The sequence below is a fragment of the Arthrobacter globiformis genome (assembly GCF_003261175.1).
Taxonomy (GTDB): Bacteria; Actinomycetota; Actinomycetes; order Actinomycetales; family Micrococcaceae; genus Arthrobacter; species Arthrobacter globiformis_A.
This window is the reverse complement of record NZ_QLNP01000105.1, coordinates 304,966-329,594: the sequence shown is the minus strand read 5'-3', so window position 1 is coordinate 329,594 and position 24,629 is coordinate 304,966. Positions and strand designations below refer to the sequence as shown.

Below are 24,629 nucleotides of genomic sequence, written 5' to 3'. Positions count from 1 at the left end.
CATGCCAGTTCAGGACGGGTTTAGGTCGGACCCGCGCGTTGGCGGGCGCCAAACACCCAGCAGGCCCACTGATTTTCGGGCAAAGCAAAACCGGCCCCGGGCTATTGCCCGGAGCCGGTTACTTGTGACCCCAGCGGGATTCGAACCCGCGTTACCGCCGTGAGAGGGCGGCGTACTAGGCCGCTATACGATGGGGCCATGTACTTTCCGACCAGCGTCTCCGCCGATCAAGCCAAGTTAGTGTTTCACATATTTGGCTTTGTTCCAAATCGATGATTTTCGATTCGCAACACCTGAAATTCTGCGGAAAATCCGAAGAGATTCAGAGCTGGGATACCAGGACTCGAACCTAGAATGACGGTACCAGAAACCGTAGTGTTGCCAATTACACCATATCCCATTGGCGCTTTCGGGCCGGTCGAAAGTGTTTATCTTTCGCTCCGTGCCCCTCAGCACGAGTAATTACTCTACCCGAGACTTTTGCCCCGCACAAATCGGCTAGCCGTTACCTGCGCCACACTTTGGGTAGGCCGCCATGGGCGCAGGCAGCGGACATGGCCGCCTAGCTGGACCCGGCCGGAAGAGCCAGCAGTTCCAGCAGCGAGGCAATCTCCTGCCCCTGGAAACCCGGAGCCTGCTCCCCTGTGCGGTTCAGCCAGATGCCCAACAGTCCTGCCGCCGTGGAGCCCTCGGCGTCCAGGAGCCGGTTGTCCCCGATGTAGAGCGTGGTGGCGGGCGTGCTGCCGATCAGCCGGACGCCCTCGAGGTAGATGGCAGGGTCCGGCTTCGGGACGCCGACGGTGTTGGTGCCCACGAGGAACCGGATGCGTTCCAGGCCGGCGCTGTCCAGCTTCACCCGCTGGTAGTCGTGCACGTTGTTGCTCACGGCCCCGTACGGAATGCCGGCCTGGTCCAGGGCGTCGAGGAACGGCAGCACGTCCTCGTAGGCCCGCACGTAGCTGGGCTGCAGGCGCGAATAGGTGCTGAGCCAGTTGTGCGACTCCTCCCCCTCGCCCATCTCGACGCCGAAGTGGCCCAGGGCAGCGCGGCCCCGGAGCAGTCGCTGCTCGTTGAAGGTCAGCTCACCGGCGAGGTAACGGTCGTAGTAGTGGGTCGTCTCGTGTGTGAAGATCCGCCCCACCTTCTCCCACCCGGCCTGGTCCAGGCCGGGAAGGAGGTGTTCGCTGGCGTCCCGCAGCGCCGTGGTCATGGCGTAGGCAAGGTCCACAAGCGTGTCGTCAATGTCGAACAGGACACCGCTGACCGCCCCGAGGCTGCGGGACAGGACGGTGGTTTCCACTGCCGGCTGCGACATCAGCCGCGGAAAGCCCGAAGGCGGGCCAGGGACGATTCCTTGCCCAGGATGACCATGGACTCGAACAGCGGCGGCGAGATCCGGCGGCCGGAGATCGCAGTGCGTACGGGACCGAACGCGAGCCTGGGCTTGATGCCAAGGTCCTCCACCAGCGCCTGCTTCAGCGCGGACTGGATGTTTTCAGCCTTCCAGTCGCCGACCGGCTCGAGCGCGGCCAGCGCCGCATCGAGAACCTCGGTGACGTTCTCCGGCAGGCCCTTGCGGGCGTCGGCGGCAACGTCGATCGCGTCGTCCGACTTGAACAGGAACGCCAGCATCTCCGGGGCTTCGCCGAGGAGGGTGATGCGCTCCTGGACCAGCGGCGCGGACTCCGTCAGGATTTCCTCCTGGCGGTCGGTGAGGGTCTCCCCCACCAGGCCGGCCTGACGGAGGTACGGGACCAGCCGCTCGCGGAAGACTGCAGGGTCCAGCAGCCGGACGTGTGTTCCGTTGATCGCTTCGGCCTTCTTGAGGTCGAACCGGGCGGGGTTGGCCAGGACATCGTGGATGTCGAAGTTCTTCACCAGCTCTTCCACCGTGAAAATATCCTCGTCGGCGCTCAGGGACCAGCCGAGCAGGGAGAGGTAGTTCAGCAGCCCCTCGGGGATGAAGCCGCGCTCCCGGTGCAGGAAGAGGCTTGATTCCGGGTCGCGCTTGGAAAGCTTCTTGTTGCCCTGTCCCATGACGTAGGGCAGGTGACCGAACTCCGGCATGTATTCCGCAACGCCCACGGCATACAGCGCCCGGTAGAGTGCGATCTGCCGGGGCGTGGAGCTGAGCAGGTCCTCGCCACGGAGAACGTGCGTGATCCCCATGAGGGCGTCGTCCACCGGGTTGACCAGCGTGTAAAGCGGCGCACCGTTGGCACGCACCACGACGAAGTCCGGGACAGAGCCGGCCTTGAACGTGATCTCGCCACGGACCAGGTCAGTGAACGTGATGTCCTCGTCCGGCATCCGCAGGCGCAGCACGGCTTCTCGGCCCTCTGCCTTGAACGCCGCGACTTGTTCATCGCTGAGGTCACGGTCAAAGCCGTCGTAGCCCAGCTTCGGATCCTGACCGGCGGCGCGGTGGCGCGCTTCGATCTCATCCGGCGTCGAGTAGGACTCGTAGATGTGGCCGCCCGCCCTGAGCTTGGCGATGACGTCCTGGTACAGCTCGCTCCGCTGCGACTGGCGGTACGGTGTGTGGGGCCCGCCCACCTCTACGCCCTCATCCCAGTCGATGCCGAGCCACTTCAGGGCATCCAGCAGCTGGTGGTAGCTTTCCTCACTGTCGCGCGCCGAGTCCGTGTCCTCGATGCGGAAGATCATCTTGCCGCCGGTGTGGCGGGCATAGGCCCAGTTGAACAGCGCCGTGCGGATCAGCCCGACGTGCGGGGTGCCTGTGGGTGACGGGCAGAAGCGGACGCGGACGGGCGTTTCGGCGGTGACGGCAGGAATGGCAGCAGGAGCAGCGGAGGGGGTAGTCATAGTAATACCAACTTTACCAACCGGGCACCGCTGCCCAGTCCCCGGCGTCGCTGCCCGCGCCCAGCGACGCCGGGTGTGCAGCTAGCGGCGGACGACGGGGTTCGACAGACGGCCGATGCCCTCGATCTCCACTTCGTACCGGTCGCCGGCCTGGACGAGGCCCACGCCTGCCGGGGTGCCGGTCATGATGACATCGCCGGGCAGCAGGGTGAACGCGCTGGAGACGATGGAGACCAGCTCGCGGACGCCGCGGATCATCTGGGTGGTGCTGCCGTCCTGGCGGAGTTCGCCGTTGAGCCGGCCCTTGATGGACAGGTCCTCGGGATCAAGTTCGGTTTCGATCCACGGTCCAAGCGGCGCGGACGTATCGAAGCCCTTGGCCCGCGCCCACTGCAGGTCCGTTTTTTGGACGTCGCGGGCGGTGAGGTCATTGCCGCAGGTGTACCCGAAGATCACGTCGTCGGCACGCTCTTCCGGCACGTCCTTGCAGATGCGGCCGATGACGACGCACAGCTCCGCCTCAAAGGAGACCTCTTCAGAGAACTCCGGCAGCACAACGGGATCGTTCGGGCCCACCACGGAGGTGTTGGGCTTCAGGAACAGCAGCGGCTGCTGGGGCACCTCGTTGCCGAGTTCGTGGGCGTGCTCCACAAAGTTCCGTCCGACGCCGATCACCTTGCTGCGCGGAATGATGGGCGCCAGCAGGCGGACATCCTCCAGCTTGTGCCGCACGGAGGTGCGTTCCACACCGTTGAAGAACGGGTCACCGTTGATGACAGTGATTTCCTCACTGCCGGGCTGGCCTTCAACAACGCCGTAAAGGGGATCAGAATCGACTACAAACCGGGCAATACGCATGGCCCCAAGCCTACAGTCTCAGTCCCTCTCCCTCAGGAGGCGCAGGTATTCCAGCTGTGCCGCGACGGAATTCTCGGCGGCGCGCCGGACGGAAGGGGCGACGTCGGCATAAACAGCGCTGGTGACCTCAGCTACGGTGGCGTCCGGGCCGAGGCCGTCGAGGGCCATCCGGATCTGGGCCAGCCGGTCGATCCGGTGCTCCCGGTAGGCGCGGACCACCGCGTCGAGTGCGGGACGGACGGGGCCATGGGCAGGAAGGACTGTGGCTGGCCCCAGCAGCTCCAACCGGTCGAGGGAAGTGAGGTAGTCCGCCAGCGTGCCGTCCGGATGGTCCAGCACGGTGGTGCCCCGGCCGAGTATGGTGTCCCCGGTCAGTATGGAGCCGGCAGGTCCGTCGAGGGGCAGATGGAAGCAGACGGAGTCGGACGTGTGCCCCGGCGTGGAAACCACCCGGATCTCCGTCCCGCCGGCAGCGATGGTTTCCCCGGACCGCAGCACGGCTCCCCCATGGCAATGCTCGGAAGCGGCGGCCCGGACGGGCGCGCCGGTGATTTCCGCGAGGCGGGCCGACCCGGCAGTGTGGTCCGCGTGCCGGTGCGTGACCAGGATGAGCTCGACGGGTCCGGCCGCAGCCAGCGCCTGCAGGTGAGCCTCATCAAGCGGACCCGGATCGACCACCACCGTAGCCGCGTGGCCCGGCTCGCCGACGATGTAGGAGTTGGTCCCTTCCAGGCTCATCGGCCCCGGATTGGGAGCGAGGCGGAAACGCGTCAGCGGGCTGCTGCCGGTAAAGGCGCTGGTGATGTCCTGGTTCACGTGTTTCATTCTGCCATCCCGGAAACAGCGACCAACGAGAGCAGAACAGCAGCAGCACAACAGCAGCAGCAGAACAGCAGCACAACCACAGGAGCAGAAGGACAGCAGAACGACGGCGGGCGGCCGCTGGGCTGCCGAAACAGCCCGGGCCACCCGCCGTCGTACCTTTGAAATTATCTGGCCGAAGCGGCTCAGGCGAGCCGGGTCAGCCACCCATGGGTGTCCGCGACGGCGCCGGTCTGGATGCCGAGCAGCTGCTTCCGGATGGCCATGGTGGTCTCGCCTGCCTTTGCGTCCTCGGAGCCGATGTACTCCGTGGCGTCCTTGAGAACGCCGATGGGCGTAATGACCGCGGCGGTGCCGCAGGCGAAGACCTCGGCGATGTCGCCGGAGGCAACGCCGTCGCGCCACTCATCCAGGGTGATCTTCCGCTCGGTCACCTCGCGGCCCATGTCCTTGGCGACCTGCATGATCGAGGAGCGCGTCACGCCCTCGAGGATGGTGCCGCTGAGCGCGGGCGTCACCAGCGAGCCGTCCTTCAGAACGAAGAAGACGTTCATTCCGCCCAATTCCTCAACGGCGTTGTCGTTGAACTGGTCCAGGAACAGCACCTGCTTGCAGCCATTCGCTTCGGCCTCCTGCTGCGCGATGAGCGAGGCGGCGTAGTTGCCGCCGCACTTTGCAGCGCCCGTGCCGCCCCGGCCTGCCCGGGCGTACTCGCGGGAAATCCAGATCGAAATCGGCTTGAGCTCGCCGCCGAAGTAGTTCCCGGCCGGCGAGGCAATGACGCGGAACGACACCTCGCGCGCTGCCCGCACGCCCAGGAATGCCTCGGTGGCGATCATGAACGGGCGCAGGTACAGGGCCTCGCCGTCACCGGAAGGAACCCATTCCTTGTCCGCCGCCACAAGTTCGCGGATGGCGCCCAGGAAGTATTCGGCCGGAATCTCCGGAAGCGCCAGTCGGCGGGCAGACTTGTTCATCCGCGCGGCGTTGGCCTCGGGCCGAAAGCTCCAGATGGAGCCGTCCGCGTGACGGTACGCCTTCAGTCCCTCGAAGATTTCCTGCCCGTAGTGCAGCACAGCGGCCGACGGGTCCAGCATGATCGGCCCGTAGGCCTCGATCCGCGCATCATGCCATCCGCCCTGGCCGCTGGCGTCGACCGTGTAGTCAACAATCGCAGTGTGGTCGGTGAAGTGGTCGCCAAAGCCTGGGTTCGCCAGGATGGCTGCACGCTCCTCAGCAGACTTCGGGGTGGCCGAGGGCTGCTGGGTGAATTCGACGCCATGGGCAGTCTGAGTCATGGTTCCTCCACGGTCGGCTGCCTGGCATCTGAACGTGGTTCAGCATCGGACCACGGCAGCGATTGGTAATTCAGGTCAAGCTTACGCCTGCTGACGGAGGCTACACGGCCGCCGCAATGGCGTCTCCGATGGCGCTTGTGCTGCGCGCTTCGCCGTTGCGGCTTTCGACGTCGGCCACCACCGCGGACTCGATCTTCCGGGCCGCATCGGGGTAGCCCAGGTGGCTCAGGAGGAGGGCTGCGGACAGGATTGCGGCGGTGGGGTCCGCCTTCTGCTGGCCGGCAATGTCGGGTGCCGAACCGTGGACCGGTTCGAACATGGACGGCGCCGTGCGATCCATGTTGATGTTGCCCGAGGCGGCCAGTCCGATTCCGCCGGTGATGGCGGCAGCAAGGTCGGTGATGATGTCGCCGAAGAGGTTGTCGGTGACAATGACGTCGAAGCGCGCGGGATCGGTGACCATGAAGATGGTCGCGGCATCGATGTGCAGGTAGTCATGGGTGACCTCGGGGAATTCCTTGGCCACGGCCTCGACGGTGCGCTTCCACAGGTGGCCGGCAAAGACCAGTACGTTGTGCTTGTGGACCAGGGTCAGCTTCTTGCGCGGGCGCTCGTTGGCACGCCGGAACGCGTCCCGGACCACGCGCTCAACGCCGTGGGCAGTGTTCAGGGAAACCTCGGTGGCCACCTCGTGCGGCGTGCCGCCGCGCAGGGTGCCGCCGTTGCCCACGTAGGGACCCTCGGTCCCTTCACGGACAACAATGAAATCGATGTTGCCCGGTGCAGCCAGCGGGCTGCCCACGGTGCCGTAGAGCCGTGAGGGGCGCAGGTTGACATAGTGGTCAAGGCTGAAGCGCAGCTTGAGCAGCAGTTCGCGTTCGATCAGTCCGGACGGGATGCGGGTGTCCCCCGGCGCTGCCCCGATGGCGCCGAAGAGGATGGCATCGCGCGACTTCAGGTCCTCTAGGACAGCCTCCGGAAGGGTCTCGCCGGTCTCAAGCCAGTGCTGGGCACCGAGCTTGTAGTGGGTCTGGTCAAGGGAGACGCCTTCGGCGGCGACGACCTTTTCGAGGACCTTCAGTGCTTCGGCGATGACCTCCGGGCCAATGCCGTCGCCGGGGATGACAGCGAGATTGATGGTAGATGCGCTCATCTTTTCAGGGTAGCCAAGCCATCCACATTCTGGTCAAGTCGTCTCAGCATCCGAACAGCGGTGTTGCCCTCACGGTCCTGCTGCTGACGCCACAACAGCCACGTTCCTGCCCCAAAGATCCTCGGTATAGCAGCTGATCAGAACCAGGCGGTCGGGGACGACGCTCCAGATCGGGCTGTCCTTCAGAGTCGACTTGGTGTAGGTCGTCACTGAGTCGACCCTGTACTTGAGCTGCCCTGCCGCCGTGTGCACGGTGAACACGTCTCCCCGCCCTGCGCGCGTGCTGAGCCGGTTGAATGGAGCGTCAAGGCCTTCCCAGCTGTGGCCGACGACGTAGGTGGTGTTCCGGGAACCGGAGCCGGGCATTCCGTAGGGGGTGAGCCAATAGCCATCCAGGGTCTCCGGGGGGACGATGGACTGCGATTCCACGTCGCTGCTGCTGGGCTTCAGCGGGTGCACCGCCACGTCCATGTCAATGGCCGGATAGACAATGCGTTGCGGAGCAGATCCGGGACGGGCCGGCACGCCTGCTGTGGCAGCCTTGGCCGCCGCAGCCGTGGACCGGGCCGCATGACGGCCGTTGCCCGCAGGATCGGATGCCGGCGGCTCGGGCGACACCGTAGCCGGTGCAGCCGCCGCTGCTGGCAAGCCTGGAACCTGGTGGGCTGGCGGATGCGTCGCTGTACCTGCGTACAACAGCCAGGATCCCAACAGCCCCACAAGACAAACGGACAGCACGGCCAGCTCGACACGGCCGAATGTCAGCACGCGACTGCCTCCTGGAAGCCGGTGGCGACGGCCTTGCCGGAACCGTTCCTCTCGGCGTCGGCGTCCTTCCCGCTGCCGGCGATGCGCGGCCATATAACTCCTTTGGCTCACAGGCCCTGCCCCTGATGATCCAGTGCGGGCGCCTCGGGGGGCTGAGGCACCCGCACTGGTCTTGTTATGCCTCCGGCTTCCTGGAACGGATCCCGCTCCTGGCGAGCACTCCTGCCGCCAGTGCGGTGAACAGCCCCGTCATCGCTGCCAGCCAGCCCGGGATGCCGGCATCCGGTTGGGAACCCACGGCGGCGGCAGTCTGCACGTTCAAGCCGGCGTTGTCCGCGGCGGGGACAGTGGCGGCCGCAGCCGGTGCCGCTTGCATTACCGCGGCAGCCGCCACAGGCTTGGCCACCGGTTTGGTGACCGGCTTCACGACGGGCTTGACCACAGGCTTGACGACCGGTTGAGCTACGGGTGGCTGCTCAACCGGCGCCTGCTCAACAGGTGGCTGCTCAACCGGCGCCTGCTCAACAGGTGCCTGGTCAACCGGGGGCTGGTCAACGGGGGGCTGGTCAACCGGGGGCTCCTCGTGGCCGCCGCCGGGGCCCGCATTGTCTCCGGGGCCCTGATTTTCGCTGGGGCCCTCATTGTCCCCCGGTCCTTCGTTGCCGCAGTCGTCGCTACCGCCCGAGGAGCGCTGGATACTGACGGTCAGCGCGGAGAAGTCGTCCTCGGAGCCGGACACCTCGCAATTCTGGCCCGAACCCCCGATGTCGTCGCCAGATTGCGCAAGCGCAGCAGGAAGTGAGGTGCCAAGGAGTCCCACACCCACAAGAGCGGCCGTTGCTAATACTCGTTTCATTCTTTGTCCCCTCCAGATCCGTTTCAAACTGACCAGACGGGAGAAGAGACCGTTCCTGATTCGCTCGGCACTTGGTGGTTGTGACCACGGCGACCATTAGCGGTGTGGAACCGGAACCCCCGAATGCGATGCCAGTTTGCTTGTTCCTTCAGGGTAGGTTCGGCGATTATCGGCGTCCCGAGTAGCGGGTACCTGTTTGTACAGCCAGCCCCACTTGCTTCATTGGTAACACCACTCACATACGCATCAGGAGCACCGGGCCATGGGGTGAAACTGGGCTGTTTGGAAACTCAGGCGTCCGCGGGTTCCTCGTACTTGGGGAACACCGGCGCGGGGGCGGGCAGGTCGGTACCCGCGACGATCGGCGTCGCGATGGCAGTGAACTCCCGGGCCGCCCCTTCCGGCTGGCCGAGGTACCCGAGCAGGGCGGCCGTGGCAGTGGGCATGACCGGCTGGGCAAGGATCGAGACGATTCGCAGGACCTCGAGGGTCACGTACAGCACTGTCTGCATGCGTTCGACGTCGGTCTTGCGCAGCACCCAGGGTGCCTGCTCGGCGAAGTACGCGTTGGTGTCCCCCAGTACCGTCCAGATCGCCTCGAGCGCACGGCTGAACTCTTGCTTATCGAAGGCCGCACGAGCCTGCTCCAGCAGCGCGTTCGCCTGGCCCAGGATGGCAGTGTCTGCGTCCGAGAGCGCGCCCGCCACGGGTACCCGGCCCTCGCAGTTCTTGGCCACCATGGACAGTGAGCGCTGCGCCAGGTTTCCGAAGTTGTTCGCCAGGTCCGAGTTCATCCGGCCGACGATGGCCTCGTGGTTGTAGCTGCCGTCAGCGCCGAACGGAACCTCGCGCAGGAAGAAGAAGCGGACCTGGTCCAGGCCGTACTGGGCCACGAAGTCCGCCGGGGCAACGACGTTGCCGAGGGACTTGGACATCTTGACGCCGTTGTTGTGCAGGAACCCGTGGATCATGACCCGCTTGGGCAGTTCGAGGCCTGCGCTCATGAGGAAGGCCGGCCAGTAGATGGCGTGGAACCGCGAGATGTCCTTGCCGATGATGTGGACATCGGCCGGCCAGTACCGTTTGAACGAGTCGGATTCCACGTCCGGGTAGCCTGCACCGGTGAGGTAGTTGGTCAGGGCGTCCACCCACACGTACATGACGTGCTTTTCGTCGCCGGGGACGGGAACGCCCCAGTCGAAGGTGGTGCGGCTGATGGACAGGTCCTCGAGGCCGCGCTTGACGAAGCTGATGACCTCGTTGAACCGGGACTGCGGCGCGCCGAACTCAGGCTGTGCCTCGTACAGGGCCAGTAGCTTGTCCTGGTAGGCGGACAGCCGGAAGAAGTAGCTTTCCTCGGCGGTCCAGGTCACCGGGGTGTCGGTCTCCTTGGTGTACCGGGCGCCGTCCTCCTTCACCACGGTGTCGTCTTCACCGTAGTAGGCTTCGTCCCGCACGGAGTACCAGCCCTCGTACTTGGATAGATAGATGTCCCCGTTGGCTTCCATCTTCTTCCAGATGGCCTGCGAGGCGGTGTAGTGGTCCGCGTCCGTGGTGCGGATAAAACGGTCGTAGCTGATGCCTAGGGCGGCGTGCGCGGCCTTGTAGATTTCCGCGTTCCGGTCCACCAGTTCCTTGGGCGAGACGCCTTCCTTCTCCGCTGTCTGCGCGATCTTCAGCCCGTGCTCGTCCGTGCCGGTCAGGAACTTCACGTCATAGCCGTCGAGCCGCTTGAACCGGGCCATCGCATCCGTGGCGATGTACTCGTAGGCGTGGCCGATGTGAGGCACGCCGTTCGGGTAGGTGATGGCCGTAGTGATGTAGAAGGGGCTCTTGTCTGAGGAAGTCACGGGCGGAACGTTACCTTTATGCGGAGGGATGGAGCTAGATCAGTTCGGTCAGCGTATCGCTGAGCCGGACCAGTTCGTGGTCATGTGACGCCACGAGGACTGCGATGCCGTCAGAGGTTGTGTCCTTGAGGATACTGATGATGCGGTTGGCGGAGGCCCGGTCCAGGCTGGCTGTGGGCTCGTCCACCACCAGGACGCGGGTGCCCAAGATCAGGGCGCGGGCGATGGCCACACGCTGGCGTTCACCGCCGGAGAGCTGCTCGGGACGGTGCCGCATGCGGCGGCCGAGGCCCACGAGGTCCAGCAGGTCCTTGGCCATCTCGCGCCGCTGCTCCACCTCGCCGTCCGGAACCGCGGGCAGGAGCACGTTTTCAAGCGCGCTCATGCCGTCGATCAAGGCACCGCCCTGGTCAACATAGCCGATCAGGGCACGGCGGCGGTCGGCGATTTCGTCGTCACTCATGGTTTCGAGCGAATCGCCCTCCCACAGCACGCGGCCCGACGTCGGCAGGGTCAGGCCCGCTCCGACGGTCAGGATGCTCGTCTTGCCCGAGCCGCTTCGGCCCGCCACGCAGTGCATCTCCCCCGCGTTCAGGGTGAGGTCAAAACCCTCCACGACGCTGACGGCGTCGGAGCCGTTCTTGCCCCCGCCGTAGCGGATGGTGATGTTGCTCAGCTCCAGCGGGGTGGCGTGGTCAGCTTCCTTGACGATGGTGTTGGCCCGGGTCTGGACCGGGGTTACAGCCTCATTGTTCCCGCGCACGCGGCGAAGGTTCAGGTCGTTAGTCATTTGACCACTTTCGTTGCAATCGGAATCCAGCAGAGAACAGCCACGAGCCCGGCCACGGCGGCCCACAGCGCGGCGTAAGGGGCAAGAACAAGGCCGATGGCCAGGGCGCCGAGGATACCCAGCGGGAGGGCAACCGCGCCCACCAGGGCGTTTTCGAAGAAGCGGACCTGGCCCAGCATGTCGGGGTTCCAGCCCATCGCCTGCAGCGTGCCGAGGTACCGTCGTTTGGCCTTCAGCTCGAAGCGCCCGGTGACCAGTGTGAGCAGGAGCCCCACCGCAACGCCGGACAGGCCGAGGATGATGCTCGGCAGGGCCACGCTGGCGGCGGCCAGCCCGCTGAGCGCACTGGCGCCGGCGGCCCGCGGGATGTCGATCAGCAGGGCGATCAGGCCGCCGACTGCCGAGCCGAACACGCCAACGGCAACGGCCAGCGAGATGGCGTTGAAGCGGTGGGTGCCGAGCTGCCGGTTCGCGAAGGTCAGCGGCGAGTCGACGGCGATGAGCTTTTCGTCGTGCTGCGGCTCCTGGTCGACCACCTCGCGGTGGCGCAGCTGCTGGGCGGCGAAGAAGGCCGCGCCCAGGTACAGGGCCAGAACGGACGCCGAGACGATGGCGGTGGCGATGTTCCAGCTCAGGAGGCTGAGCACAATGCCCGCCACGGCCAGCAGCCCGGCGCCGACGGCAAACTCCTCCAGCACCCAGGACCGGATGCGGCGCTGGGTCCAGCCCATGGCGCGCAGCGTGCCGGCTTCGCTGCGGCGCAGCCGCACGTAGCTGACGGTCGAGGCGCCGGTCAGCAGCGCGGCACCGCAGAGCGTGAGGAACAGCAGCGTCAGGTTGGTCGCCGTCAGCGAGCCGGCAACGGCGTCGGCCGCGTTCTGCCTGACCCACGACTGCTGGACAGTTCCGAGGGCGGACTCCTTGCCGGCGTCGTCCTTCGAGTAGCCGGGAACGAAGATGTTGGCGTCCTCGCGGGCAGAACCGGCCACAACGGTGGCTTCAAGGCCCATGCCCCTGATCTCGGTGGCGAGCTTGTCCACCTCAGGCTGGACCTGCTTCCAGCTGCCCGCGGCGCTGGCCCGCACGCGGACGGCGTCGATGACGGAGGCGTTCTTCTCGTAGCCGCGGGCGGCAGCCAGGCCGTAGTAGTCGGTGATGGCGCCGGCCGACTGGCTGACGAGTCCGGTGGCGCTCAAAGAGGGCTTGAGCGCGGTGTCCGGAACGTCCTTGCCCTGCGCGTCCTTGCTCAGGGTCATGGGCGTGGGATCGTAGCCACCGAGCGGAAGCCGGTTGACGTCCCCGGCCGTTTCCTGGATGGAGGCGGGATCGAAGGTGCCGTAGACCATGGCGAGCGGGGTGGCCAGCTTCTTGCCCGTTTCCAGGTTCTCCCGGTAGGAGCGCTCGTCCACGGGGTTGCGCTGGGTCTGGTCCACGGCCTCGCCGTTGGCACTCTTCTCCGGCAGGCGGTTCACGGTGACCCATTCGCCCGGAGTGGCGGTCTTGTCCTCGGCACCGTTGCCTGCGGTGGAGCCGTCCGTGTACTTGGGGGCGGAGGCGAAGTTGGTGCTCCAGGTGGCGGGGCTGTAGAGGCCGCGGCTGAAGTTCGCCGAGTTGCCGAGCAGCTTGGAGTAGTCCGTGGACCCGGGCCAGGACAGCGCGAACGGCGACTTGGAGACGAAGGGCAGGTAGTCCTTGTCCAGGGAGCGCTCAGCGGTGCCGACTTCCTTGACCACGTTTCCGGAGTCGTCGATCTCCTCGATTTTCACGGAGTACTTGAGGTCAACAGACGTCCCGGAACGGACGATCAGCGGGATGGCCTGGGAATCCTCGGTGAGCTGCCCGTTGCGCTTGGCCTGCTGGTACTGGGTCATGATGGGCGCCCAGTACTTGAGCTTCACGCCAAGGAAGTCAGGGCCTTCCTCGAGTTCCTTCAGGCCGATGCCGGTGGTGAAGAGGCTCTCCAGGTGCTGGCCTACCGCCTCGGCACTGCGGGCGTCGGCCGGCGGTGCCTTCTCCAGCGGCGCCAGGAAGTCACCGGAGGTGCCCAGCAGGGCACGCTCGGAAACAGGGTCGACGGCGACCACGGACTCCGTGACCTCCGGCGCCATGGGCAGGGCAACTGTGAGGTTGAACAGGTTGTGCTCGGACCCGCCGGCCGGGGCCGGGAACTTGATACCGGTCTCGCCCTCGGGACCGGCGATCTGGATGCTGTTGCCTCCCTCGACCTGCTGCTCCACGAGCTTCCCCTTGCCGAGAGCGCCCTCGGCAGTGGACTTGAAAAGGGTGTGCTGCGAGGATCCGTCGGAGCTCGTGGCGCTGGCCGTCAGGCGGTACTTCTTGGGGGTGTCGCTGAGCACGGACTGGGCTTCCGGCCATTTGCTGGGATCGGTGCCGCCGGGCTGCCCGGCGGTCGCGGTGCCGACGAGTCCTGCGTTAAAGCCCAGGTAGTCCATGGCCTCCAGGCGCGGCGTCTCGAGGTTCTGCGTCACGCGCGAGACCAGGCTGATGGGCGCGGCAACGGAGGTGCCGGACAGGTCCCGGATCTTCTGCAGCTGGTCGAAGCTGATGCCGCCCTGCCCGGTGGCAATTTCCGGCTGCATCAGCGAACCGTCCGAGCCCGCCTTGGCCTGGACCAGGATGTCGTAGAGCCCGCGCGAGTTCTGGTCCACGGTCCGGTTCAGCGCTGCCTGCGACTGAGTCTGGACGAGGACTGACAGGCACATGGCGAAGATCAGAATTGCAGCGGTCAGCAAAAGCACTTTGCTTCTGATGAACCTCTGGACGGCGTTCATTGGGCTCCCTGAAACCTGGATTGCGTGCGCACGCCACGATGACCGCAGAAATGTGGGGGTGTCCCTTGCGGGCGTGCAAAAAGTATTGGCCGGCCTGCCGGCTGGATCCTTCAATTCGAACCTAGCTATTGTAAGCAGACCGGCCGATCATACTTGGCCGGAGTGGACTCCAGGGGACAAGGAGTTCACCCCGCGTTGGGGACCCGGCCGCTGCCGGCCGGTGTTCGTCGGACTAGTCCTCGAGGTCCACTTCGCGCACCATCTCGGCACCGATGCCGGCCTTGATGGCGTCCAGCACCTGCTGCGGGACGGAGCTGTCGATGGTGAGCAGGGCCAGGACCTGGCCGCCCTCCGCGTTCCGTGCCACCTGCATGCCGCCGATGTTGATGTTGTTCATGCCCAGGATGTGGCCGATGGTGCCGATGACGCCGGGACGGTCGGCGTAGGAGACCACCACGAGGTGCTCGCTGATGGGGATCTCGACGTCGTAGCCGTTCACGCCGACGAGCTTCTGCACCTGCTTGGGTCCGGTAAGGGTGCCGGACACGGAGATCTGTGCACCGTCGCTCAGGGCGCCGCGCAGCGTCAGCACGTTGCGGTAGTCCTCGGCCTCAGGGGTAGTGATGAGGCGGACGTTGATGCCGCGCTGCTCAGCGATCACCGGGGCGTTGACGTAGGACACCTGCTCGGTGACGACGTCGGCGAAAATCCCCTTGAGGGCGGCGAGCTCCAGGACCTTGACGTCAAGCGCGGCGATTTCGCCGGAAACCTCGACGTCGATCTGGGTCACCGAGGCGTGGGTCAGCGCCGTGAAGATGCGGCCCAGCTTCTCGATCAGGGGGATGCCCGGGCGGACGTCGGGGGCGATCAGGCCGCCGGCAACGTTCACGGCGTCCGGAACGAGCTCCCCTGCGAGGGCGAGGCGGACGGACTTCGCGACGGAGACACCGGCCTTTTCCTGCGCCTCGTCGGTTGACGCGCCCAGGTGCGGGGTGACCACAACATTGTCCAGCTTGAAGAACGGCAGGTCGGTGCTGGGCTCCTGGACGAAAACGTCCACGGCGGCACCGGCAATCTGGCGGTCCTGCAGTGCGGTGTAGAGGGCTTCCTCGTCCACGAGGCCGCCACGGGCCACGTTGACCACGTAAGCCGTGCTCTTCATTTTCTTGAAGGCTTCGGCGCCGAGCATGCCGACCGTTTCCGGCGTCTTGGGCATGTGGATGGTGATGAAGTCAGACTGCGCGAGCAGCTCGTCCAGGGTGACGAGCTTCACGCCGAGCTGGGCGGCGCGGGCTGAGGTGATGTAGGGGTCGAACGCGAGGATCTCGGTGTCGAAGCCCTGGAGGCGGGCGGCCACCAGTGCACCGATGCGGCCCAGTCCGATGATGCCGATCTTCTTCTCGAAGAGCTCGATGCCGGTGTACTTGGAGCGCTTCCACTCGCCGTCCTTCAGGGCGGCGCTGGCCTGCGGGATGTGGCGGGCCAGGCTCAGGATGTGCCCAACGGTCAGTTCCGCGGCGGAAACGATGTTCGACGTCGGGGCGTTGACCACCATGACACCGGCCTGGGTGGCAGCCTTGATGTCCACGTTGTCCAGGCCCACACCGGCGCGGGCGATGACCTTCAGGTTCTTTGCGGCGGCAATGGCCTCGGCGTCCACCTTCGTGGCGGAGCGGACCAGGATGGCGTCAACGTCCTCGATGGCAGAGAGCAGCTGGGAACGATCAGCGCCGTCGGTCTGGCGGATTTCAAAGTCCGGGCCAAGGGCCTCGATGGTGGCGGGCGAAAGTTCTTCGGCAAGCAATACTACGGGTTTTGACACAGCTGATCCTCTGCGTTGAAGTCCTGGGGGTACATAAAGTCTAGGCGTACGGAAAGGCCGGGCTCACATTGTTAAGTGTGAACCCGGCCTCACCGCCGTGCTTTGAAGGGCTCAGCCTTAGCGGGCTGCAGAGCCTTCCACGTAGTCCTCGTCCTGCTGCTGCCAGGAGAACAGGGAGCGCAGTTCGCGGCCGACGCCCTCGATCGGGTGCTGCTCGGCCTTGGCACGCAGCTCCTTGAACTCGGCGCCGCCGTTGTCCTGGTCTTCGATGAAGCGCTTGGCAAAGGCGCCGGACTGGACGTCTGCGAGGACGGCCTTCATGTTTTCCTTCACCTCGGGGGTGATGACGCGCGGGCCGGAGACGTAGTCGCCGTACTCTGCGGTGTCGGAAACGCTCCAGCGCTGCTTGGCGATGCCGCCTTCCCACATGAGGTCAACGATGAGCTTGAGCTCGTGCAGCACCTCGAAGTAGGCGATCTGCGGCTGGTAGCCGGCTTCGGTCAGGGTCTCGAAGCCGTACTGGACCAGCTGGGACACGCCGCCGCACAGGACAGCCTGCTCGCCGAAGAGGTCGGTTTCGGTCTCTTCGGTGAAGGTGGTCTTGATGACGCCGGCGCGGGTGCCGCCGATGGCCTTCGCGTAAGACTTGGCCAGTTCCCAGGCGGAACCGGAGGCGTCCTGCTCCACGGCGATGATGTCCGGGATGCCACGGCCGGCTTCGAATTCGCGGCGGACGGTGTGGCCCGGGGCCTTCGGGGCGATCAGGATGACGTCAACGCCCTCCGGAGCCTCGATGTAGCCGAAGCGGATGTTGAAGCCGTGCGCGAAGGCGAGGGCCTTCCCCGGGGTCAGCTTGTCCTTGATGGAGTCGTTGAAGATCGAGCGCTGGTGCTGGTCCGGTGCCAGGATCATGATGACGTCGGCCCATTCGGCGGCGTCGGCAACGTTCTTGACCGTGAAGCCTGCGTCCTCCGCCTTGGCGATGGACTTGGAGCCTTCCTTGAGGGCGATGACGACCTCGACGCCGGAATCGCGCAGGTTCTGCGCGTGGGCGTGGCCCTGGGAGCCATAGCCGACAATGGCGACCTTGCGGCCCTGGATGATCGACAGGTCTGCGTCGTCGTCGTAAAACATTTCAGTCACTTGCGTAACTCCTCTTGAGTGGATTTTTTGTAGATGTATAGCTTCGGTGCTGCGTTTGCGGGCAAATCGCGCCGCCTGGGCTGAGCTCTGGGCTGTGCCTTAGGCGCTGCGCAAGGCCCGATCACTCATGGAGCGGGATCCCCGTCCAACGGCCAAGGTGCCGGACTGCACAATTTCGCGGATACCGAAGGGCTCCAGCACTGAGAGCAGTGCCGTGAGCTTTTCGGGATGGCCAGTTGCTTCAATGACCACCGAGTCTGTGGAGACGTCGACCACTGAAGCACGGAACAGGTCTGCAGCCTGGGTCACCTGCAGACGAGTTGCGGCATCCGCACGTACCTTGACCAGGATGTGGTCGCGCTGTACGGAAGATTCGGAAGTCAGTTCAACAATCTTGATCACGTTGATCAGCTTGTTCAACTGCTTGGTGACCTGTTCGATCAGGTCACCGTCGGCGTCGACGACGACGGTCATCCGGGAGATGCCCGGAACTTCCGTCGGGCCTACAGCCAGGGAATTGATGTTGAAGGCCCGGCGGGCGAAAAGGCTGGCCACGCGGGTCAGCACACCGGGCTTGTCTTCGACCAGAACGGACAGTGTGTGGCGGCTCATGATCAGTCCTCCTCTTCCCATTCCGGGGTCATGTTGCGGGCAACCTGGATCTGGTCGTTGCTGACTCCGGCGGGCACCATCGGCCACACCATGGAGTCGGGGCTGACCACGAAGTCGATGACCACGGGGCGGTCATTGATTTCCAGCGCCTTTTGGATTGTTGCGTCGATGTCCTCGGCCCGCTCGCACCGGAAGGACGCGCAGCCGTAGGCCTCGCCGAGTTTGACGAAGTCCGGGATGCGGATGGTCTCGTGGCCCGTGTTCAGATCCGTGTTGGAGTAGCGGCCCTCGTAGAAAAGGGTCTGCCACTGGCGCACCATGCCCAGCGAGGAGTTGTTGATGACGGCAACCTTGATGGGGATGTTGTTGATGGCGCAGGTGGCCAGTTCCTGGTTGGTCATCTGGAAGCAGCCGTCGCCGTCGATGGCCCAGACCACACGCTCCGGCTCTCCCACCTTGGCGCCCATGGCGGCCGGAACGGCGTAGCCCATAGTGCCGGCGCCGCCGGAGTTCAGCCAGGCGTGCGGGCGCTCGTACTTGATGAACTGCGCAGCCCACATCTGGTGCTGTCCCACGCCGGCAACGTAGATGCCTTCGGGGCCGGTCAGGGCGCCGATGCGCTCGATGACCCGCTGCGGTGCAGTCAGGCCGTCCTCGGGTTCGGTCCAGCCCAGCGGGTAGGTGTCCTTCAGGTTGTTCAGGAACGCCCACCAGTTCGCCAGGTCCGGGGTCCCGGAGGTGCCGAACTGGGTCCGGACAGCTTCCGTCAGTTCCGGAATGATCTCCTTCACGGAGCCCACGATGGGAACGTCGGCCGTGCGGTTCTTGGAGATTTCCGCGGGGTCGATGTCGGCGTGGATGACCTTGGCGTTGGGCGCGAAGGTCTTCAGGACACCGGTGACGCGGTCGTCAAAGCGCGCGCCCAAGGTCACCAGCAGGTCCGCCTGCTGCAGCGCGGTAACAGCCGAAACCGTGCCGTGCATGCCGGGCATGCCCACGTGCTGCGGGTGCGAGTCCGGGAAGACACCGCGGGCCATGAGCGTCGTGACCACGGGTGCACCGGTCAGTTCAGCCAGCTCGCGCAGTTCAGCCGAGGCGTGGGCCTTGACCACACCGCCGCCCACGTAGAGCACGGGCTTGCTGGCGGCGGAGATCAGCTTGGCGGCCTCACGGACCTGCTTGTTGTGGCCGCGGACCACGGGGCGGTAGCCCGGCAGGTCGATCTTCGGCGGCCAGGAGAACGTCATCTGTCCCTGCTGGGCGTCTTTGGCGATGTCGACCAGGACCGGGCCCGGACGTCCCGTCGAGGCGAGGTGGAAGGCCTCGGCCATGACGTGGGGAATGTCGTTGGGGTCGGTCACCAGGAACGAGTGCTTGGTGATGGGCATAGTGATGCCCACGATGTCGGCTTCCTGGAAGGCATCGGTGCCGATCACTCCGCTGGAGACCTGGCCGGTGATGGCCACGAGCGGAACGGAGTCCATGTGGGCATCCATGATGGCAGTAACGAGATTGGTGGCACCCGGGCCCGAGGTGGCGATGCAGACGCCCACCCGCCCGGTGACCATGGCGTAGCCTTGCGCGGCGTGGCCGGCTCCCTGTTCGTGACGGACCAGAACGTGGTTCATTTTGGAGGCCATCAAGGGGTCGTAGGTGGGCAGGATCGCGCCACCGGGCAAACCGAAAATGTCGTCGACGCCGAGTTCTTCGAGCGAACGGACAATTGCTTCTGAGCCGGTCATCACCGTCGGGGGTACGACGTTGTTCGGCCCAAGGACAGGAGAGGCGGCTGCAGCAATGTCGACCCCGGCCTCAGCCGGCTTGTCGACGCGTTCCGGAGCCTTGGCGGCTCCAGCGGACTTTGAAGCCATCAGCGAGGGGCTGATGGGCGATCCTTTGCTCATCGAACTCTTCCTTAGTGGATCTTGAATTGGTGTGGTGCTAGGAAAACTGAACGTTCCGTCCCGCCCGGAAAATAAAAAAACCCCTCAGCCGCCTGGTGGCTTTTCGAGGGGTTGCGCGTGACAGTTCGTTACCAGTCGGGCTATGGAGCCACGCGCTTGGTAAGTACGACGACGGTGCCGACGGTAACGAAGATCATGCGTTCAGTTTTCCCTCTGGTGGATAGCGTGTCAACGAAGCGGCACGCCATCTCACCATGTGGACGTCGGTGTCCACGAGATGATCCTTCCCTAAGGGATCGAACTGCACCCGCCCACTGGGGGCGGCAGGGCTTAATAAGGGTGGTGCCTAGGGTCCCCTTGCGGGAAGCGCTCAGCGCCTCCCGCAAGGGGAAGGCATCACCCGCAGTACGCCCCTGTGCTGGCGCTGTGCACCAGCTTGGCGTACTTGGCCAGGACACCCTTGGTGAACTTGGCCGGCAGCGGTGCCCAGCCTTCCTTGCGGGATTCGAGTTCTGCGCCGTCTACGAGCAGGTCGAAGCTGCGGGCGGCGATGTCCACGCGGATCCGGTCGCCATCCTTGACGAAGGCGATGGGGCCGCCGTCGACCGCTTCGGGGGCGACGTGGCCGATGCACAGGCCCGTGGTGCCCCCGGAGAAGCGGCCGTCGGTGAGCAGCAGGACGTCCTTGCCCAGGCCTGCACCCTTGATGGCGCCGGTAATGGCGAGCATCTCGCGCATGCCCGGACCGCCCTTGGGGCCTTCGTAGCGGATCACGACGACGTCGCCCTTCTGGATCTCGCCCTTGTCCAGCGCGTCCAGGGCACCCTGCTCGCGCTCGAACACGCGTGCAGTGCCCTCGAAGACGTCGGCGTCGAAGCCGGCGCTCTTCACGACGGCGCCTTCCGGAGCCATGGAACCGTGCAGGATCGTGATGCCGCCGGTCTTGTGGATCGGGTTGTCCAGTGCGCGGAGGATCTTGCCGTCCACGTCCGGCGGGTTGATGGCCTCAAGGTTTTCCGCAACCGTCTTGCCCGTAACGGTGAGGCAGTCACCGTGCAGCAGGCCGGCGTCGAGCAGCGCCTTCATGATCACCGGCACGCCGCCGATCTTGTCGACGTCGGTCATGACGTAGCGGCCGAAGGGCTTCAGGTCACCCAGGTGCGGGATCTTGTCGCCGATGCGGTTGAAGTCGTCCAGGGTCAGTTCGACCTCTGCCTCGCGGGCGATCGCCAGCAGGTGCAGGACGGCGTTGGTGGATCCGCCGAAGGCCATGGTGACGGCGATGGCGTTTTCGAAGGCCTTCTTGGTCATGATGTCGCGGGCCGTGATGCCGTGGCGGAGCAGGTTGACCACGGCTTCGCCGGACTTGCGGGCGAATTCGTCACGACGGCGGTCTGCCGAGGGCGGGGCTGCCGAGCCGGGCAGGGACATGCCCAGGGCCTCACCGATGCAGGCCATGGTGTTCGCGGTGTACATGCCGCCACAGGCGCCTTCGCCGGGGCAGATGGCCTTCTCGATGCGGGTGAGGTCTTCCATGCTCATCTTGCCCGCGGCGCACGCACCGACGGCTTCGAAGGCGTCGATCAGGGTGACTTCCTTTTCGGAGCCGTCCTCCAGCTTGACCCAGCCCGGCATGATGGAGCCGGCGTAGAGGAATACGCTGGCGAGATCCAGGCGCGCAGCGGCCATAAGCATGCCCGGGAGCGACTTGTCGCAGCCGGCCAGCAGCACGGAGCCGTCGATGCGCTCTGCCTGCATGACGGTCTCCACCGAGTCGGCGATGACTTCACGGGAAACCAGGGAGAAGTGCATGCCCTCGTGGCCCATGGAGATGCCGTCGGACACGGAGATGGTGCCGAACTGCATCGGGAAGCCGCCGCCGGCGTGGACGCCTTCCTTGGCGCCCTGGGCCAGCCGGTTCAGGGACAGGTTGCAGGGAGTGATTTCATTCCAGGAGCTCGCGACGCCGATCTGGGGCTTGGCGAAGTCGTCGTCGCCCATGCCTACGGCCCGGAACATTCCACGGGCCGGAGCTGCGTGAATGCCGTCCGTGACAATCCGGCTCCGGGGCTTGATGTCAGGCTTGTTATCGGTTGCGATCTGGGTGTCCTCACTCATGGGTCAAAGTCTATGACTCCTGAACGGCCGCCAACGACCGGAAGCGGCCGGTTTGGCCCAATTTTCAGAAAAATTCGATCAAATAGTGGACTCAGGTCTCACATTTTGAGACGAAGGGGCTGCATGCCCCCTCCCCCATCGGCGTTGACAAGCCTAGACAGCCCTATTGACACCGACGTACCGTCAAGCAACGGCAACCTCGTGTGACGGATGAAAGGTTTTGCTATGGAGTGGATTATCTGGGTCATTGTCATTGTTTTGATCATTGCCATTGTCTGGTGGCTGCTGAACCGGAACTCGCGGGCAACGGCAGCCGACGCGGCACGGACCGAACAGGCGGCGCCCCGTGCCGGAGCCTCTCCCGCAGCGTCAACCGGAACGCAAGAGACGCCGTCGGCCGTTTCCGCCGCAGCAGCGGCGGCAGAACCGCCGTCGGCCACCACACGGACCGTACCGGAAACAGGCCGCCTGGCGGAGCCGGACGCAGGGCCGGACGCAGGGCCGGCGGCCGCGGAAGCCGCGCCGCTGGCAGGCCAGCCAGCCCCGGCATCGACGCGCCCGGACCCCGAGGACGTGGAACCGGACATCGAATCCTGGGAAGCCGCCACCGCCCGCCCCTCCTCGGCACGGCCCGCCGGAGGAGATGTTGACGACTGGGACGACGACCAAGATAAGGCCGAATGGGATGCCGAGTGGTCGGATGCCGGCAGTGCAGAAACAGGCAGTGCCGCAGCAGCCAGTTCCACCCAGCCCGCAGTGCAAGAGCCTGCCGCCCCTACGCATCACGCGGAGTACACGGAGCCACATGCTCCCACCCTGCCGGGCGCGGAATCCGCGGCGGCCGAATCGATGGACGCCGAGGCCGAAACCCGGCAGCGGATCCAGTCCTCGGCCGCCACGGAAGCCGGGGCCAGCCACGAGGCCCAGCCCCATCACCGCGAACCCCAGCCGCATCATCTGGAACAGGGCTTCGGCGCCGAACGTGGTTTCGGCGAGCAGCCCATCCATCGTGAACGGGTCGCCGATGTGAGTGAAGCAGCCGCAGGGGATCAGCCGTACGGCGAGGGATCCGCCGCGCCCGCGGCAGACGGCAGCGCCCCGGACGGATACGTCGTCAAGGGCGACGTCAGCGCCATGACCTATTACGACGAAGACAGTGCCGGCTACGACGACGCCCGGGCGGAAGTCTGGTTCGAGTCACCGGCACACGCCGAGGCCGCCGGGTTCCGGGCGCCTCGGCGGTCCCGGCGCTAACGCCACGCGGTGGCGGCAGATTGCGGACGGAGCAGGCGGTTGAGGCGCAAACACCGGAAATTTGCAACGGCTGCCACCGCCACTCCCCCGGCCGTGACCGCACGGGCGTATTCCGGCTTCGTATTGCCGCTGTCCCTGGCGCTGTCTCTCTCCCTCGCGTTGTCCCTGTCCGGCTGCACCGGCGACGGCGGTCAGCCTGCCCCGGGCAGCACCGGCTCCCCTGCCAACGGGGTTCCCGGGACATCCGCCCCCGGCCCCGGCAGGCCGGAAACGGGGAGCTCGGGGGCAACGGGTAGCTCGGGTACGAGTGCACCGGCTGCTTCCAGCGCCGCTCCGGCACCGCCGCGGGCGCCGGAAGTGCGGAGCAGGATCGAGGGACTGCAGATTCCCTGGTCGACGGTGTTCCTGCCGGACGGCACGGCCGTCATCTCCGAACGGGATTCCGCCCTGCTCAGGTCGGTCCGGGACGGCAAGGTCAGTACCATCGGGGCCGTCCCCGGCGTTGTTCCCGGCGGTGAGGGCGGATTGCTGGGCCTGGCACTGTCGCCCGGCTTCGCCTCGGACCGCTATCTCTATGCCTACTTCACCGCAGCCGATGACAACCGGATTGCCCGCATGCGCCTGGAAGGCAGCGGGGCAGCCGGCGGTGCGGGCTTCCGGCTGGGTGAGCCGGAGGTGATCTTCTCCGGCATATCCAAGGCCTCCACCCACAACGGCGGCAGGATCCGCTTCGGCCCGGATGGGTTCCTCTACGTCGGCACGGGAGATTCGCAGCGCCGGGAGCAGCCGCAGGACCGGAACGCTTTGGGCGGCAAGATCCTGCGGCTCACCAAGGATGGCGCCCCCGCGCCCGGCAATCCCTTCCCGAACAATCCCGTCTACAGCTTTGGCCACCGGAACGTGCAGGGCCTGGCATGGGACGGCCAGGGCCGGCTCTGGGCCAGCGAGTTCGGCCCCGACGTCAATGACGAACTCAACCTGATCCAGCCCGGCGGAAACTATGGCTGGCCGGAAGTCACGGGAGCACCCCACCGCGACGGATTCATCGACGCCAAGGTCGTCTGGCCGTCCACCGCAGATTCCTCGCCCAGCGGACTCGAGATCGTTGGCAGCACGGCGTACCTTGGCGCGCTGAGGGGCCAGCGCCTCTGGGCTATCCCGCTCGACGGCGAAAACGCCGCCAATCCTGTGGGCTATTTCACGCGGCAGTTCGGGCGGATCAGGAACGTTTCGGTGGCCCCAAACGGGGATTTATGGGTTCTCAGCAACAACCAAAGCCCTGATTTCGCATTGATTTTGCGGATTCCACGCTAAGCGGCACCTCACGTCCACCCCGATTTCACACCGGCCGAAACTTCGTGTAGAGTTTCATGTCGTTGCGGAGGTCAACGGGGGAAATAAAAAGCCCCCGGACGAACGAAACAGCAGATGCACCTCTAGCTCAATTGGCAGAGCAATTGACTCTTAATCAATGGGTTCCGGGTTCAAGTCCCGGGGGGTGCACCACCGAAGCCCCGCCTTCAAGGCCACAAGCCTGAAGGCGGGGCTTTCCCGTTCCCGGACTGTGCGTGATTCCGGCTGCCCGCCATGCACGCCGTAGCCAAAACATCGTGTAGAGTTTCATGTCGTTGCGGAGGTCAATGCGGGAAACCAAAGCCCGCGGATGAACAAACAACAGATGCACCTCTAGCTCAATTGGCAGAGCAATTGACTCTTAATCAATGGGTTCCGGGTTCAAGTCCCGGGGGGTGCACCACCGAAGC

Annotated in this window: 18 protein-coding genes and 4 tRNA genes; 4 read left to right on the top strand and 18 right to left on the bottom strand. The window is 65.5% G+C overall.

The window, feature by feature from the left end; all coding sequences use genetic code 11:
• Positions 1-125: 125 nt before the first annotated feature.
• The 18 genes from DBZ45_RS22285 to ilvD form a co-directional block, all read right to left on the bottom strand.
• Positions 126-198 (bottom strand) — tRNA-Glu (locus tag DBZ45_RS22285).
• A gap of 130 nt (positions 199-328) precedes the next feature.
• Positions 329-400 (bottom strand) — tRNA-Gln (locus DBZ45_RS22280).
• 162 nt (positions 401-562) lie between these two features.
• On the bottom strand, positions 563-1,315 hold the full coding sequence (locus DBZ45_RS22275) for an HAD family hydrolase (protein WP_111905968.1): 753 nt from the start codon (positions 1,313-1,315) through the stop codon (positions 563-565).
• Positions 1,315-2,826: a glutamate--tRNA ligase gene (gene gltX, locus DBZ45_RS22270; protein WP_111905967.1), complete on the bottom strand. Its 1,512-nt coding sequence runs from the start codon at positions 2,824-2,826 to the stop codon at positions 1,315-1,317. The genes DBZ45_RS22275 and gltX overlap by 1 nt, the downstream gene beginning before the upstream one ends.
• An 81-nt stretch (positions 2,827-2,907) precedes the next feature.
• A complete protein-coding gene (locus DBZ45_RS22265; RefSeq protein WP_111905966.1) occupies positions 2,908-3,684 on the bottom strand; it encodes a fumarylacetoacetate hydrolase family protein in 777 nt (258 codons plus the stop codon).
• Between the two features lie 18 nt (positions 3,685-3,702).
• Positions 3,703-4,509, bottom strand: a complete 807-nt coding sequence (locus DBZ45_RS22260; RefSeq protein WP_111905965.1) for an MBL fold metallo-hydrolase — start codon at positions 4,507-4,509, stop codon at positions 3,703-3,705.
• 182 nt (positions 4,510-4,691) lie between these two features.
• A complete protein-coding gene (locus DBZ45_RS22255) occupies positions 4,692-5,804 on the bottom strand; it encodes a branched-chain amino acid aminotransferase (protein WP_111905964.1) in 1,113 nt (370 codons plus the stop codon).
• 100 nt (positions 5,805-5,904) lie between these two features.
• Positions 5,905-6,957, bottom strand: a complete 1,053-nt coding sequence (locus DBZ45_RS22250; protein WP_111905963.1) for a 3-isopropylmalate dehydrogenase — start codon at positions 6,955-6,957, stop codon at positions 5,905-5,907.
• Positions 6,958-7,026: 69 nt separating this feature from the next.
• Positions 7,027-7,605: a class F sortase gene (locus DBZ45_RS22245; RefSeq protein WP_317616973.1), complete on the bottom strand. Its 579-nt coding sequence runs from the start codon at positions 7,603-7,605 to the stop codon at positions 7,027-7,029.
• Between the two features lie 295 nt (positions 7,606-7,900).
• On the bottom strand, positions 7,901-8,464 hold the full coding sequence (locus tag DBZ45_RS23060) for a hypothetical protein (RefSeq protein ID WP_190243224.1): 564 nt from the start codon (positions 8,462-8,464) through the stop codon (positions 7,901-7,903).
• A 407-nt stretch (positions 8,465-8,871) separates the two neighbouring features.
• Entirely contained in the window at positions 8,872-10,431 is a 1,560-nt protein-coding gene (gene metG / locus DBZ45_RS22230; RefSeq protein WP_111905959.1) for a methionine--tRNA ligase, read from the bottom strand.
• Positions 10,432-10,465: 34 nt separating this feature from the next.
• Entirely contained in the window at positions 10,466-11,221 is a 756-nt protein-coding gene (locus DBZ45_RS22225; protein ID WP_111905958.1) for an ABC transporter ATP-binding protein, read from the bottom strand.
• The gene (locus tag DBZ45_RS22220; RefSeq protein ID WP_111905957.1) at positions 11,218-14,013 is read right to left on the bottom strand and encodes an ABC transporter permease; all 2,796 of its coding nucleotides are present in this window, start codon (positions 14,011-14,013) and stop codon (positions 11,218-11,220) included. Before DBZ45_RS22220 ends, DBZ45_RS22225 begins: the two co-directional genes overlap by 4 nt.
• Positions 14,014-14,245: 232 nt before the next feature.
• Positions 14,246-15,835, bottom strand: coding sequence for a phosphoglycerate dehydrogenase (gene serA / locus DBZ45_RS22215; RefSeq protein WP_111905956.1), 1,590 nt, complete (start codon positions 15,833-15,835; stop codon positions 14,246-14,248).
• A 117-nt stretch (positions 15,836-15,952) separates the two neighbouring features.
• A complete protein-coding gene (gene ilvC, locus DBZ45_RS22210) occupies positions 15,953-16,978 on the bottom strand; it encodes a ketol-acid reductoisomerase (RefSeq protein ID WP_111905955.1) in 1,026 nt (341 codons plus the stop codon).
• Between the two features lie 99 nt (positions 16,979-17,077).
• Positions 17,078-17,590, bottom strand: a complete 513-nt coding sequence (gene ilvN / locus DBZ45_RS22205; protein WP_050054685.1) for an acetolactate synthase small subunit — start codon at positions 17,588-17,590, stop codon at positions 17,078-17,080.
• 2 nt (positions 17,591-17,592) lie between these two features.
• Positions 17,593-19,494, bottom strand: coding sequence for an acetolactate synthase large subunit (locus DBZ45_RS22200; protein WP_111905954.1), 1,902 nt, complete (start codon positions 19,492-19,494; stop codon positions 17,593-17,595).
• 396 nt (positions 19,495-19,890) lie between these two features.
• Positions 19,891-21,612, bottom strand: a complete 1,722-nt coding sequence (gene ilvD / locus DBZ45_RS22195; RefSeq protein WP_111905953.1) for a dihydroxy-acid dehydratase — start codon at positions 21,610-21,612, stop codon at positions 19,891-19,893.
• 225 nt (positions 21,613-21,837) lie between these two features.
• On the opposite strand from ilvD, the gene DBZ45_RS22190 reads away from it, so the two are divergent.
• The 4 genes from DBZ45_RS22190 to DBZ45_RS22175 all read left to right on the top strand — a co-directional run bounded on the left by DBZ45_RS22190 (position 21,838) and on the right by DBZ45_RS22175 (position 24,622).
• The gene (locus tag DBZ45_RS22190; protein WP_111905952.1) at positions 21,838-22,866 is read left to right on the top strand and encodes a sunset domain-containing protein; all 1,029 of its coding nucleotides are present in this window, start codon (positions 21,838-21,840) and stop codon (positions 22,864-22,866) included.
• A 93-nt stretch (positions 22,867-22,959) separates the two neighbouring features.
• Positions 22,960-24,180, top strand: coding sequence for a PQQ-dependent sugar dehydrogenase (locus tag DBZ45_RS22185; protein ID WP_223257217.1), 1,221 nt, complete (start codon positions 22,960-22,962; stop codon positions 24,178-24,180).
• A 116-nt stretch (positions 24,181-24,296) separates the two neighbouring features.
• A tRNA-Lys gene (locus tag DBZ45_RS22180) sits at positions 24,297-24,372 on the top strand.
• Between the two features lie 174 nt (positions 24,373-24,546).
• Positions 24,547-24,622, top strand: a tRNA-Lys gene (locus DBZ45_RS22175).
• The last annotated feature ends 7 nt before the right edge of the window (positions 24,623-24,629 follow it).

Coding starts and splice junctions, on each gene's coding strand:
- DBZ45_RS22200 (WP_111905954.1), bottom strand. CDS start 19,494: ATGAGCAAAGGATCGCCCATCAGCCCCTCGCTGATGGCTTCAAAGTCC.
- DBZ45_RS22275 (WP_111905968.1), bottom strand. CDS start 1,315: ATGTCGCAGCCGGCAGTGGAAACCACCGTCCTGTCCCGCAGCCTCGGG.
- DBZ45_RS22260 (WP_111905965.1), bottom strand. CDS start 4,509: ATGAAACACGTGAACCAGGACATCACCAGCGCCTTTACCGGCAGCAGC.
- DBZ45_RS22220 (WP_111905957.1), bottom strand. CDS start 14,013: ATGAACGCCGTCCAGAGGTTCATCAGAAGCAAAGTGCTTTTGCTGACC.
- DBZ45_RS22225 (WP_111905958.1), bottom strand. CDS start 11,221: ATGACTAACGACCTGAACCTTCGCCGCGTGCGCGGGAACAATGAGGCT.
- DBZ45_RS22265 (WP_111905966.1), bottom strand. CDS start 3,684: ATGCGTATTGCCCGGTTTGTAGTCGATTCTGATCCCCTTTACGGCGTT.
- DBZ45_RS22190 (WP_111905952.1), top strand. CDS start 21,838: ATGGAGTGGATTATCTGGGTCATTGTCATTGTTTTGATCATTGCCATT.
- ilvN (WP_050054685.1), bottom strand. CDS start 17,590: ATGAGCCGCCACACACTGTCCGTTCTGGTCGAAGACAAGCCCGGTGTG.
- DBZ45_RS22255 (WP_111905964.1), bottom strand. CDS start 5,804: ATGACTCAGACTGCCCATGGCGTCGAATTCACCCAGCAGCCCTCGGCC.
- DBZ45_RS22250 (WP_111905963.1), bottom strand. CDS start 6,957: ATGAGCGCATCTACCATCAATCTCGCTGTCATCCCCGGCGACGGCATT.
- gltX (WP_111905967.1), bottom strand. CDS start 2,826: ATGACTACCCCCTCCGCTGCTCCTGCTGCCATTCCTGCCGTCACCGCC.
- ilvD (WP_111905953.1), bottom strand. CDS start 21,612: ATGAGTGAGGACACCCAGATCGCAACCGATAACAAGCCTGACATCAAG.